The sequence below is a fragment of the Janthinobacterium aquaticum genome, from assembly GCF_009208565.1.
Taxonomy (GTDB): Bacteria; Pseudomonadota; Gammaproteobacteria; order Burkholderiales; family Burkholderiaceae_D; genus Janthinobacterium.
On record NZ_WFLK01000006.1, the window covers coordinates 224,327 to 237,099 of the forward strand.

Consider the following 12,773-nt stretch of genomic DNA (forward strand, 5'->3'; position numbering starts at 1 on the left):
TTTATGCCTGCCGGATCAAACCGACAGGCTACAAAAGAAGCAACAAATTATCAGTCGCTGACCCCATAGCTTGCGTTCGTAACAATACCTGATGGCGTGCGTACCGATACACTCAACAGTCCGTTGCGCACCGTGTTAGGCTGGCAGACGGTGCCCACCTGCGTCACATCGCTGATCATCTGCACCGGATAAATCCAGCCAGCTGCCGAAGGATTGGACGTATTGGGTACCGTGAAACTGCTACCGCTGATGATGGTGCCGTTGGTTGTCGTAAAAGTGATCACAGTTCCAGCCGGCAGCGGATTGCCTGGAAGATCGGGCAAACCAGTTGCATTGGCGCTGTTAATGGCGAACAGCGTTCCATTGGTGTCGCGAATGGCAAGGCGCAAGGTACGCGGCTTGTTTTCAAATACTGCACCATTGACACACTGGTCAAGTGCCACCGGCACAGCATCGAGTGGCGTGATGTTCGCCGTACTCAGCGACAACACCTGCACCAGGGACTGGCGGATATGCACAGTGTTGACAGGCGAGCTATTGACACTGGTCTGCGCCCGCAGCACGCCATTGTACTGACCATCACCAGCCTGATCCCAATGACCATTGCCGTTGGAATCGATATACATTTCATTGCCCACGCGTACCGTGTTACCAACGCTATAAGCATCATCGATATAGTTGGCGTTGGCACTGGTGATGGCGCGGTCATTGCGGAACGGCTCACCGAGTTCAGTGTACTGCTCGCCAGCGTCAAAGCGGTTGTTACCGTTGGCATCGACAAAGCTTTCTTCGCCAAGCGCATAGGCCATGATCGTCACACGGCCATCGGCGGGCTTTGGATTGCCGGCACAAAAGCGCACCGAGCACGAACCCGGCGTGCCTTTTTGCGTAATCACCGTGCCATCGGTAAGCGTGGTATTGTCGAGCCCAGTCAGGCAGGACGCGTCGATGGTGCCGCCTTCAGCCGTAAAGCTCACTGCCGTGCCGTCCGGTACCGGATTATGGAAATGATCGCCCAGGCGTGCCGTGATGAGCGAACCGACGGGCGCTGCACAACCGGCAAAATCGCCGCCTTCGGTATTGAATGTTGCACTACTGAGCGTAAAGCTGTTCTGCTCGCCCAGGCCGGTCGACACTACCAGCTGATCAGACTGCGTCGTCAGGCTGGTGCCGCGCAATACGGCGGTAATACGCACAGGAGTATTTACCGTGCCGGCAGCAACTGTGGTACTGACAGAACCATCCGTGCCGGTGGTGGCCTGTATCGGATTGATCACCAGCCCGCCTGCGTTGCTGTTCAGGCTGAAGTCGACCAATTGGCCACTGACTGGATTGCCATTACGATCAAGCACCTTGAACGAGACCAGCGAGGTTTCCTGCCGGCCGGCACCGCCGGTACCTTTGAGCGCAATATTTTGTGGCAGTGCCGAAACAAACGCGATCTGGCCGGCACTGGCTGCCTGCACCGTCACCGTGCCGGTCTGGCTGATCGTATTGCCATGGAATAAGGTGCTAGCAGTAATCACGTCGGCCGCGCCGCAGCCTTTGTCGATATACGAGGTGCTGGCTACACCATTGACCGTGTTGACCGGGCTGCTGATCGTGGCTTTGCCAGCGATCGAGCACGGCGAACTGAATGCAACCGACAGCACCGGTGCGTAGGCCGTTCCATTAAGCACGGTAACGGCCAGGCCTGCCGTACCGCTGGCTGACAGACTGGCTGGCGAAATACCCATCGCACTCATGGTCAGCGCAGGGAACTCGACGCTGTAATTGGTCGTTGCGGTCAAGGCCGTACCATTGACCGTAGCCGAGGCGGTCAGCACAAAAGCGCCGCTCTGGCTGCCTGGTGCGACAGTAATGGTCGCTACGCCATTCGCGTCCGTCAGGGCACTGGCAGCGCCCGGCGTAAATACGGCGCCCTTGTCGCTGCTGGTCACGCTGAGCAACACGCCAGGTAAAATTTTACCGCTGGCATCCTTGACCAGTGCCTGCAGCGTCGCATTGGCATCGGGACCGACCTTGGTGGTGGCATTGCCATCAGCGCCCTTCAGGCTCAGTACCAACGTAGGCAGTGCCACCGGCGTCACTGGCGGCGTAACCGGCGTGACCGGCGCCGCGCAGCCAGGCAGACTGGGATCGCGGCTCGGGTCGAGCGTGGTGCAGCCATTGCTGCTGGTACCGCCGCCGCCACATCCGGCCAGCAGCACGGCAGCGCTGCAAGCGGCAAGGTAATGCGCCAGATGTACCGGCCGGTTATTTCTTGTTGTTTCAAACATGCACTTCTCCCTGTATGAATATTTTAAATACTGTGCGTTTCAACCCCATCCGGCACTGACTGACAGGCTTTTTTCAAACCACTGCGTGGCCTAAGCATCCTCAATTGCCGCTCATCGCAGGCAACAGCACGCGGTAAATCTGCAGGAAAGCCGGTCCCATCAGCACCACCATCAGCGACGGGAAAATAAAGAAGATCAGTGGAAACAGCAGTTTGAGCGCCACCTTGGCAGCCCGCTCCTCGGCGCGCTGGCGCCGCTTGGTGCGCAGCTGGTCGGACTGCACGCGCAGGGACGCGCCGATGCTGGTGCCGAAGCGCTCGGCCTGGATCAGCAGCGTGACCAGTGCATCGACGTCTTCCACGCCGGTACGCAGGGCCAGGTTGCGCAGCGCCTTGTCCTTGGCGCTGCCGGCGCGCAATTCCAGCGTGACCAGTTGCAATTCCTCGGCCAGCACCTCACTTTTCAGGCCGATTTCCTGCGCCACGCGCGCCAGTGCCGCATCCATTGCCAGGCCCGCTTCCACGCACACCGTCATCAGGTCGAGGGCGTCGGGGAAAGTTTCAAATACTTCACGCTGGCGCTGCTTGAGGCTGCGCGAGAGCCACAGATTGGGCAGGTAGTAACCAAGAGCGGCGGCAGACACCAGCCACAGCAGCATATTGTGCTGGCCATGACGCAAAGTGAAGTAGGTAATCAGCGGCAGCCCCAGAAACAGGCCGGTTTTGGCCGCGTAATACAGCGCCGGCGCCGAATGGCCGCGCCAGCCGGCGTTGATAAAGCGCTTGCGGATCGGCGAATTCTCCCAGCCTTCCTCGGGCAGCGACAGTCTGGCCAGCGGACTGGTCAGACTGATCACGCGCGCCAGCCAGCGCCGCTTGGCATTGCGCCGCTTGTCGACATCGACCTTGACGCCATCGAGCGCGTCGAGCCGCTCCTGCACCGGGCTGCCGGCAAACAGGCGCAGCAGCACCAGGATCACGCCAAAGACGATCAGGAAAAAGACGGCCAGCAGGGCCAGTTGCATCGGATTCATGCCGTTCATGCTCGCTCCCCTCCTGTCATACGCGGATATTGATGATCTTGCGGATCACCAGCACGCCAATCACCAGCAAGCCCATGGCCACGCCCACCATCTTGCGTCCGCCCGAATCGGTATAGAGCACGGCGATAAATTGCGGATTCATCACATACATCATCAGCGCTGCGCCAAACGGCAGCAGGCCCAGTACCCAGGCCGACATGCGCCCTTCAGCCGACATCACGCGTACCTGGCCCAGCAGCTTCAAGCGGTCGCGGATAATCGCACTGATGCTGGCCAGCAGTTCGGTCAGATTGCCGCCCGTTTCACGCTGGATCAGCACGGCAATGACGAAGTAGCGCAGATCGGTACTGGGCACGCGCGCGGCCAGGTTCATCAGCGCATCCGACATGGCCACGCCAAAATTGACTTCATCGAACACGGTGCGAAATTCCTCGGCCAGCGGCGCCGTCATTTCTTCGCCCACCATCTTCAACGCCGTGGGAAAAGCATGGCCGGCGCGCATGGCGCGCGCCATCAGATCGAGCGCTTCGGGCAGTTGCTGTTCGATACGCACCAGCCGTTTGGCCTTGGCGCGCAGCACCAGCAGATACGGCAGCGCCGTGCCGGCCAGCATCAGCCCCAGCCGGAAAAACCACGGCAGCGGCAGTACGCTGGCCAGCAGCAGGCCGATCATCCAGCCCACGCTGGACCAGCCGAGGAAGGTGGCGACTTTCCAGTGCTTGCCCGACTGCAGCAGCACCTGGTCGATCTTCTGCACACCCGGCAAGTCGGCCAGCAGCCCCTGCAGCACCGGATTGTCGCTCAGCGGGCGATCCTTGGTAATCGAGACCGCCTTCTCGCTCTCGCCGCTGGCCGTCTGCATGGCGCGCAAACGCCGCGCCACGCGCGCCGCACCAGGGCCGCGCGCGGCCTGCCAGGCCAGCCAGGCGCCGCCGCACAGCAGCAGCACGGCCAGGAACACCAGCGAATAGACGAGGTAGGAAAGATCGAGCATGTCCATGCCTGTGTTCAGCGCCCGCTGCCGGTCGGCTCGAACAACGAACTCGACACGCCGATGCCAAAGCTGTTCAGGCGTTCCAGGAAACGGGGACGGATACCGCTGGCAGAGAAATGCCCGACTACCGCACCGCCCTCGCCCACCCCGGTCTGCTTGAAGCTGAAGATCTCCTGCATGGTGATCACTTCGCCTTCCATGCCCGTGATTTCCATGATCGAGGTGACCTTGCGCTTGCCGTCGATCAGGCGCGATACCTGCACCACCACCGATACGGCCGAGGCGATCTGCTGGCGGATCGCCTTGCTCGGCAGGTTGGCCGCCGCCATGCTGATCATGTTTTCCAGCCGCGTAATGGCGTCGCGCGGCGTATTGGCGTGGATGGTCGCCATCGAGCCTTCGTGGCCGGTGTTCATGGCACCGAGCATATCGAGCGCCTCGGCGCCGCGCACCTCGCCCAGGATAATGCGGTCCGGGCGCATGCGCAGCGCATTTCTGACCAGCGCGCGCTGCGATACTTCCCCCTTGCCCTCGATATTGGGCGGGCGCGTTTCAAGCCGCACCACATGCGGCTGCTGCAGCTGCAGTTCGGCCGCGTCTTCCACCGTGACCACCCGTTCGGTGTGGCCGATAAAGCCCGAGATCACATTCAACATGGTGGTCTTGCCGCTGCCGGTGCCGCCCGAGATCAGGATATTCATCTTGGCCTTGCCGAGGCCCTGCAGTACCTCGGCCATCTCGGCCGTCATGCTGTTGTAGGCCACCAGGTCGGCCAGGCGCAGCGGATCGACCGAAAAACGCCGGATCGACATCACCGGCCCGTCGATCGCCAGCGGCGGGATAATGGCATTCACGCGCGAGCCGTCCGGCAAGCGTGCATCGACCATCGGGCTCGATTCGTCGATGCGCCGACCCACGCGCGAGACGATCTTGTCGATGATTTTCATCAGATGCGCGTCGTCGTTGAAGGCCACGTCGGTCAGCTCGAGCTTGCCGCGCCGCTCGACATACACCTGCTTGTGGCCGTTGACCAGGATATCGGACACCGACGGGTCGGCCAGCAGCGTTTCAAGCGGCCCGAAACCGAGCATCTCGTTCTGGATATCGCGCGTCAGGCTCTTGCGCTCGCTGTCGTTGATGACCACCGCTTCTTCATCGAGCAGGCGCTCGACCAGGCTGCGCAGTTCGTCGCGGATCTGCTCCTGCGAGAGGCGCTGCATGCTTTCCAGATCGATGCGTTCCAGCAGCAGGCCGTGGATGCGCAGTTTCAAATCGCGATAGCCGCGGTTGTCGATGGCCGGCGTGCGCTGCGGCGTCAGGCTGGCCATCTTGCCGCTGCCAAGGCGATCGCGGATGGATAAAGGTGTAGTCACCATGATGAAATCCTGTTCTTCAGTAACTTAGTCGCGCTGGCGCAGCCGGTCCAGCCAGCTTTTGCGCACCGGTTCCACATGGCCCGACAGTACCGCGGCAAATTCGCGCAGCGAACGCGTGATCGGGCTGGCCTGGTCGAGCTTCAGGATCGGCACGCCCTGGTTGACCGAGGCGGCGGCCGACGCGTAGTGATTGGGCACGGTACGGTAGATTGCCGTGCCGTACGCCGCTTCCAGATCCTGCAGGCGGATTTCGCCGCCCTTGTCGTGGCGGTTGACGATCAAGTGCACCTTGTCCTTGTCGTATTCGAGCGAGCGGAACATGCCCAGCAGGCGCTTGCCATCGCGGATATACGGCAGCGTGGTCTGCAGGATCGGGAAGATCATGTCGGCATGGTCGAGCGTGCGCACGCTGACGGCGTCGAGGTTGCGGCCCACGTCAAGCACAATGAAATCATATTGGCGGCGCGCCAGCTTGATAATGGCGTCAATATGCTCGGGCAGCACCTCGCTGGCGTGGGCCGGGTCTTCGGGCGCGGCCAGCACGCTGTAATTGGGCAGGATGCTGAGCGTGCTTGACGACAGAAACGACGGATCGAGCCGGTGGATCTGGTGCGCCACATCCGACAGCGTGGCCAGCGGCTTGCTTTCCGAGACAAACAGCGAGGCGTCGCCGAAATGCAGGTTCATGTCGATCAGCAGCACGCGCTTGTGCCCGCCGGCAGCGAGCGCATAGCCGAGGTTGGTGGCGATAAAGGTCGCGCCGCTGCCGCCCTTGCACGAGATAAACGCCAGCACCTTGCCATTGCCGTCACCGCTGCTGCGGCGTTCCAGTTTTTCGGCGATACGGTCGAGCGATGTGTGCAGAGCTGGCGCTGTCACCGGCGCCGGCAGCACTTCGCGCACGCCGGCGCGCATGGCCTGCAGCAGAAACTCCGGCGTTTGCTGCGGACACAGGGCAATAAAGGCCAGTTGCGGATACAGGCCCGACAGGCGCTCGATGGCGGCCAGATCGGCGCCTTCCTGGCCGGGCCGGTCAAAAATAAGCACGTCCGGCAGTTGCTGCGCCGAATAGAGCTGCTCGACCGGGCCGGCGCTCGCTTCGACCTCATCGTCGGCATTGCGCGCGCGTACCAGGCGCACCAGTTCGGTCAGTGTCGGGTCGTCACGCGAGATGATGGTGATTTTCAATTGGGATCCGATTCAAGGGCGCGTGCCCACGCCGATGGTAAAAGCGGCCGGCTGCGGCGTCGGCGCACTGAACGATTTCTGATAGCTGTCATAAGCCGCGCTGGCGGCCTGGCCGTCCATGCCCGCAACCGGATCGCGGTTGAGCGGCGCGTTTGCATGCACGCTTTGCTGCACGCGCAAGGCAGCCACGCTGCTGCCGAACTGCCGGTCCAGGCGCGGCGTGGTGCCGCAACCGGCCAGCAAAACAGCCAGACCCAGCAAGCAGGCAGCAGCGCGATTCAAGGGAAATTTCAGCATGGCGCTCTCCTATTTCACGGGCGGCGCGGAAGGAGCAACCGGCGCCGACTGGGCAGGCGGCGTGCCTTCCATTTTGCCTTGCAAGAAAAATTGCGCGCGCGACGGCGGCACGTAGGCATCGGTCGGCAGCGGGAAGTTGCTTTCCAGCGGCTTGACCAGATGCGGGGTAATCACGAACACCAGTTCGGTGCGGTCGGTCTGGAAGTCGCTGCTGCGAAACAAGGCCCCCAGCACCGGGATCTCGCCCAGGAACGGCAGCGCCTTGATATTGGTGGTGACGTTATTCTTGATCAGACCGCCGACGGCAAAGCTCTGGCCGTCGAACAGCTGTACCGTGGTGGTGGCGCGGCGCGTGGTAAAGGCCGGCAATACCGCGCTGCCGGTGGTGCCGCTGGCGGTAATGCCGATGCCTTCGCGGTTCAGTTCCGACACTTCCGGCGCCACCTTCAGATTGATGCGCCCGCCTTCGAGCACGGTCGGCGTGAATTTCACGGCTATGCCGAATTCCTTTTCTTCCAGCGTGATCTTATTGGTGCCGCTGCTGCTGTCCTGCGCTACCGGAATAAAGATCTTGCCGCCTGCGAGAAAACTGGCTTCCTGGCCGCTGATGGCCATAATGTTCGGCTCGGCCAGCACCTTGACCAGACCGTCGCGTTTTTGCGCGTCCAGCGTCAGGAAGTTGCCGTTCTTGCCGTTAAAACCGTCCACCACGCTGGGGTTGCCCGACAGCAGGTTCGACAGCAAGGTGTAAGTCCAGTTGCCGCCAGTGGCGCGCGCACCGATGCTGGCACCGAGCTGGTCGACCAGGGTTTTGGAGACTTCGGCAATTTTTACTTCCAGCATGACCTGCTGCGGTGCGGCCACCGACAGCATATTGATTACCTTGACGCTTGCGGTAGCCGAGGGCAGCGCGGCGGCAGTGGGCGCGGCCACAGTTGCTGGCGCAGCGGCGGTAGCGGAGGTGGTAGCAGCAGCTTCACCGAGGCCGCGCTGCGCATAGGCACTGGCCATTGCCACGATCTGGCTGGCCTTGACGCTATCGCTGACCATGCCCGACAACACGATAGCGCCACCGGCCGCGGTGGCCTTGACCGCCGTCTCGCCGGGAAAGGAAGCGGCCAGCTGCGCCTGCAGGCCATCGGCATCGACATCGACTTCGATATCGACAATCACCGGGCGCTGCTGCTTGTCCCATAAAATCAGATTGGTGCTGCCGGGCGCCACGCCCCACACATACAGTTCGCTGGCGCTGCCGAGCATGCGCGCACCGGCCACTTTCGGATCGTTGACGGCAATCTGCGAGACCGGTTTGCTCAGGCTGCGCAGGGTGGACTTGCCCACCGCAATGCGGATCGGCGCGCCCAGGCGGGGGATATCGGCGCCCAGCGCCAGCGGCGCCTCGGTTGCCGGCGCTGGCGGGGCGGCCTGTACGGCGGCCGGGCTACACAATAGCAACAACAGGCTTGCAGGTACAACGGTGCGAAAAATCATGCTCATCGACTCTTCCTGGCGAGATTTAGAAATGCTGGACGCTGCTGTCCATGCCCTTGATGACCTTGACGCTGTCGCCATCCGGCGCCTTGGGCGCGGCGGGGCGCGGCGCCAGCTGCCTGGCAGGCGCGCGTGGCGCTGCCGGCGCGGCGGCCGGGGCGACGGCCACCGGCGCCGGTTCAGGCAGGCCCAGCAAGGTGGCCTTGGTGGCGCCGCTGGTGTTGACCGGCGCCGGATCGACCTGATTGCGCAGCACCAGCGACAGCTGGCCCACGCTGCGCGCCAGGTCGAGCTTTTCCACCTGCTCGGGCGACAGTTCCAGCGTCACCGCGTTGACCACCTTGGGCTTGTTGTCATCGCGGCTCGATTCCTGCGCAACGGCCAGCACCAATATGCGTTCAAGCACGATCTTGGAAATGGCCTGGCCACCGCCACCGCCGCGCGCGCTGTCGTCGGTATTGACCAGGATGTCGACAAAATTGCCTGGCAGCGCAAAGCCGGCCACGCCCACCACGTCATTGACGCGCACCGTCATGGCGCGCTTGCCGTCGGCCACGATGGACGACAGGCCGCCGGTGGCGCCGGGCGGCGCCAGATGGCTGTCGAGCACCGGTTCGCCGACGCTGACGAGTGCCCGCGTAATGCGCCCGACCAGCGTTTTTTCATCGCCGGTGGCGCCCGGCGGCAGTTCGGACGCCGGCCAGTCGATCAGGCGCAGCATTTCCGGGGTGATCTTGACGCCGACATGGATGTCGACCAGCGCCACCGCTACCTTCTTGTTCGAGGCGCCGGTTTGCCCGCCCATCCAGCGCGCCGCTACCAGCACGGCCGCGCCGGCCAGCACCAGGGCCAGCAACAACATCATCAGGGCACGCGTATTTCTCATCAATTCTCCTCCGACGTGGGCAACAGGGTGTGGCCGCGCCGCTGCGACAGCCGCTCGTGCGGCGCCTCTGCCAGTGCTTCCGGCTTGCCGCGCTTGTGCTCATCAGCAAAATAATTTTCCCAGGCCCAATCTAGCATGTCCAGGTTCAGGACTGGCGCCACACCTTCGTATCGTGCGAGATCGCGCACCTGGCGCAACAGGTCGCGCGGGTAGCACGCCAGCAGCGGCGTGTTCTGGCGCGCGTGCCGCTGCAGCAATGCCTCGAAAACGGTCGCGTCGAACTGCACCCCGCAGGCCGTGCAAGCCTGGCGAAACACCTGCTCATAGCGCGCTGTATCGAGCGCCGGCACCTCGATCTTGTAGCCGATACGGCGCAGGAAAGCCGCATCCGACAAGCGCTCTGGCAGGAAGTTCGAGGAAAACACCACCTGCACATCGAACGGCACCTGAAAGGTGTGTCCATTATGCAATGACAAATAGTCCGATGCACGATCCATCGGCACGATCCAGCGGTTCATCAGTTCCAGTGCGGAACAACGCTGGCGCCCCAGATCGTCGATGATGAAAAGACCGTTGTTCGCCTTAAGATGCTGCGGGGTACGATACAGCCTGGTTACGCTATCGAAACGCAAGTCGAGCATCTCGAGCGTCAGCTCGCCGCCGCTCAGCACGCTCGGGCGGCGCAGGCCGCGTACCCAGCGCATATCGAGTGGCTGGAGTGGCTGGAGCGTCAGCAACGAGGAGGCCGCGCTGGCACTGACCGGCTCTGGCAGCGCCTGGTGCACCAGCGGATCGTAAACCGGCAGCACTTCACCGTCGACCATCAGCGCATACGGCACGGCAATAGTGCCGCCCTGCAGGCCGCCGAGGCGCTCGGCCAGGTAGCTCTTGCCGCTGCCGGCGGCCCCGTGCAGCAGGATAGCGCGGCCCGAATTCATGGCAGCACCCAGCTGATTCATCACTTGCGGATCGATCACCACGCCGTCGAAATGGCGCAGCAGCGCCGCGCGCGTGACCGGTGTACTGGCAGCGCTTTGCGCCGCTACCTGGGCGTTGTAGGCAGCCAGCGGCACCGGACACGGTCCCGCATAGGCATTGCGCGCCATCGCCGCCACGGCGCGCGCGCCGCCGCTCTCGCTCAGTTGATAATGGAGGTCGGCGTCGGTGCCGCTGCCGCCGCGGCGCGTCACTTCCAGCATTTTCTCCTGGCGCATAAAGGCCACCAGCGGCTCGATCACGCCGGGCCCCAGCTTGAGATGGGCACTCAGTTCGGGCAGTGGCAGCTGGCCGCGCTGGAACAGCACCTTGGCCAGCAAATCGACCAGGAACAGGAAGGGCAAACCGGTGTCGTCGACGCTGCGCGGCGCGCGCAGGCCGGCCGGCCCGGTATCAATAGCGGAGCTCAAAACAGCTCCGGCAATACGCCTGCCCGCAACAGCGCAAGATAGATAATGGTGCCGGCGGCAATTGCAATCGCATACGGCAGCTTGCCGCTCGGTGCGGCAGGTGCATCGATATCGGGGCGCTGGCGGGAAATGCCGCGCATCAGGCTGCCCAGCAGCAGTTGACAGGTGTTGCCTGTCATCTGGCGCAGGCTGCCATGCCACGCGCTGACGACCAGCGCCAGCACACCGCCGGCCAGCAGGCTGGCCAGCACGGCACCGAGCACTGCCTGCGGGCCAACGATGGCGCCAATGGCGGCCATCAGCTTGACATCGCCGGCGCCCAGCGTCTTGAGCGCATACATCGGCATCAGCAGTGTCAGGCCCAACGCCCAACCACCCACTGCCGGCCACAGTCCTATCGCCCCAGGCAAGGCAGACGCATTGAGCGCCACGCCAATCAACGCCGCGATCGCAACGAGCCAGTTGGGAATACGGCGGCTGCGCACATCATGCCAGACGGCCAGCACCAGCAGCAAAGCCAGCAAGAGCACCAGCGGGCCAGCAAAAAACGACTCGTTCATGAGATACCCGCAAGTCAAGGCGACATAAAAAATGGCCCGGTGCCGTTAAAGCTGGCCGGACCACTCATTGCGCGCCGCGAGGCGCACCTGCCTGATTTACTTGGGGAAGTAGCCAGCAATTTTCGTGAAAGCAGCCGAGATACCGCCCGTCAAAGAGGCAACTGCAGTCACCAGGACAGCGGCGACCAGGGCAGCGATCAGTGCGTATTCGATTGCGGTAACACCATCTTCTTCGGCGATGAAATTTTTGATGAAGTTCATGATAGATCCATTCAGAGTTAGTTTAACAAAAGGTTATTTGTTCACGTTCAGGAATTGGATCAGCTTTAAGGACCCTTGCAATGGTATGTCGTGCGAACAGGCACATGACCAATTCAGCGTTGCCGGCGGGGTAAGTTTCTGCCCCTTGACTGTTCCATCAGTCTGGCTGACTCGTTGTTGTTGTCGAGTGCTGATGTAGGTATCTTACCGATGGCCCCTTTGATTTGCATCAAACAAAAGTACTTAATCACCAGTACAAAACGCCTTTTCATGCCAGTACATTTGTACTGATCCGGTTAATCCGGCAGCTTGTCGAGGCCATGCTTGCCCGCAAACACATACAGTTCCAGCCGGTTGGCCACATCGAGCTTCTGGTAAATCGTGGTCAGGTGATTGCGCAGCGTCTGCTCGGAAATAAAGGCGCGCTGGGCAATGGTTTTGTTCAGTGCGCCATTGCCTTCGGCCATCATGGCGATAATCTTGCGCTCCTTGGGTGTCAGCTGCGCAATCTGCGCCGCTACCCTGGCCGCCTGCGGATCCTGTACCACCGGCGCCACCGGGCGCATCATGGTACCCAGCATGCGCTCGAACAGCGCCGGCTCGAGCACCATTTCGCCGCAATGCACCTTGGCGATGGCGGCAATCAGCTGTTCAGCCGACGCGTCCTTGCCCACCACGCCGCGCGCGCCGCTGCGCACGGCGCGGCATAATTCATCCTGGTCGCGCGTGCCGCTGAACATCAGCGCGCGCGCAGCGCCGCCAGCGAGCAGCGCCGGCAAAAAGTCAACCGAACTGACGCCGCCCAGGTCGATATCGAGCAGCACCACATCGGGCAGCTTGTCGGCCGCCATCGCCAGCGCCGCTTCGATATCGCCGGCGCTGCCAACCACGCGCATGGCCGGTTGTGCGCCGGCCAGCAGTTTTTCCAAGCCCCACAGCATGGTCTTGTGATCGTCAACCAGCATGACGCGTATGGCATTGTCCTGCATTCCC

General features: G+C 62.4%; 12 protein-coding genes. All 12 read right to left on the minus strand.

Translation table 11 applies throughout. The features are described from left to right. Positions 1-50 precede the first annotated feature (50 nt). Positions 51-2,279, minus strand: coding sequence for an Ig-like domain-containing protein (locus GCM43_RS12125; RefSeq protein ID WP_152244555.1), 2,229 nt, complete (start codon positions 2,277-2,279; stop codon positions 51-53). 100 nt (positions 2,280-2,379) lie between these two features. Then, positions 2,380-3,321: a type II secretion system F family protein gene (locus GCM43_RS12130; RefSeq protein WP_226929456.1), complete on the minus strand. Its 942-nt coding sequence runs from the start codon at positions 3,319-3,321 to the stop codon at positions 2,380-2,382. A 16-nt stretch (positions 3,322-3,337) separates the two neighbouring features. Beyond that, a complete protein-coding gene (locus tag GCM43_RS12135) occupies positions 3,338-4,315 on the minus strand; it encodes a type II secretion system F family protein (protein ID WP_152244557.1) in 978 nt (325 codons plus the stop codon). Positions 4,316-4,329: 14 nt separating this feature from the next. Continuing rightward, positions 4,330-5,643: a CpaF family protein gene (locus tag GCM43_RS12140; protein ID WP_226929467.1), complete on the minus strand. Its 1,314-nt coding sequence runs from the start codon at positions 5,641-5,643 to the stop codon at positions 4,330-4,332. Positions 5,644-5,715: 72 nt separating this feature from the next. Continuing rightward, a complete protein-coding gene (locus GCM43_RS12145) occupies positions 5,716-6,879 on the minus strand; it encodes an AAA family ATPase (protein ID WP_152244561.1) in 1,164 nt (387 codons plus the stop codon). A 12-nt stretch (positions 6,880-6,891) separates the two neighbouring features. After that, positions 6,892-7,176 carry a hypothetical protein gene (locus GCM43_RS12150; protein ID WP_152244563.1) on the minus strand — a complete coding sequence of 95 codons (285 nt, stop codon included), beginning with the start codon at positions 7,174-7,176 and terminating at the stop codon, positions 6,892-6,894. 9 nt (positions 7,177-7,185) lie between these two features. Beyond that, positions 7,186-8,673: a type II and III secretion system protein family protein gene (locus tag GCM43_RS12155; protein WP_152244565.1), complete on the minus strand. Its 1,488-nt coding sequence runs from the start codon at positions 8,671-8,673 to the stop codon at positions 7,186-7,188. Positions 8,674-8,692: 19 nt separating this feature from the next. Further along, on the minus strand, positions 8,693-9,553 hold the full coding sequence (cpaB, locus tag GCM43_RS12160; protein WP_152244567.1) for a Flp pilus assembly protein CpaB: 861 nt from the start codon (positions 9,551-9,553) through the stop codon (positions 8,693-8,695). Next, complete coding sequence (locus GCM43_RS12165) at positions 9,553-10,959, minus strand: ATP-binding protein (protein WP_193315603.1); 1,407 nt, start codon at positions 10,957-10,959, stop codon at positions 9,553-9,555. Before GCM43_RS12165 ends, cpaB begins: the two co-directional genes overlap by 1 nt. Further along, a complete protein-coding gene (locus tag GCM43_RS12170; protein WP_152244569.1) occupies positions 10,956-11,519 on the minus strand; it encodes an A24 family peptidase in 564 nt (187 codons plus the stop codon). The genes GCM43_RS12165 and GCM43_RS12170 overlap by 4 nt, the downstream gene beginning before the upstream one ends. Before the next feature lie 96 nt (positions 11,520-11,615). Next, positions 11,616-11,780 carry a Flp family type IVb pilin gene (locus tag GCM43_RS12175; protein WP_152244571.1) on the minus strand — a complete coding sequence of 55 codons (165 nt, stop codon included), beginning with the start codon at positions 11,778-11,780 and terminating at the stop codon, positions 11,616-11,618. A 296-nt stretch (positions 11,781-12,076) separates the two neighbouring features. Next, on the minus strand, positions 12,077-12,769 hold the full coding sequence (locus GCM43_RS12180) for a response regulator (protein WP_226929457.1): 693 nt from the start codon (positions 12,767-12,769) through the stop codon (positions 12,077-12,079). Between the last annotated feature and the right edge of the window lie 4 nt (positions 12,770-12,773).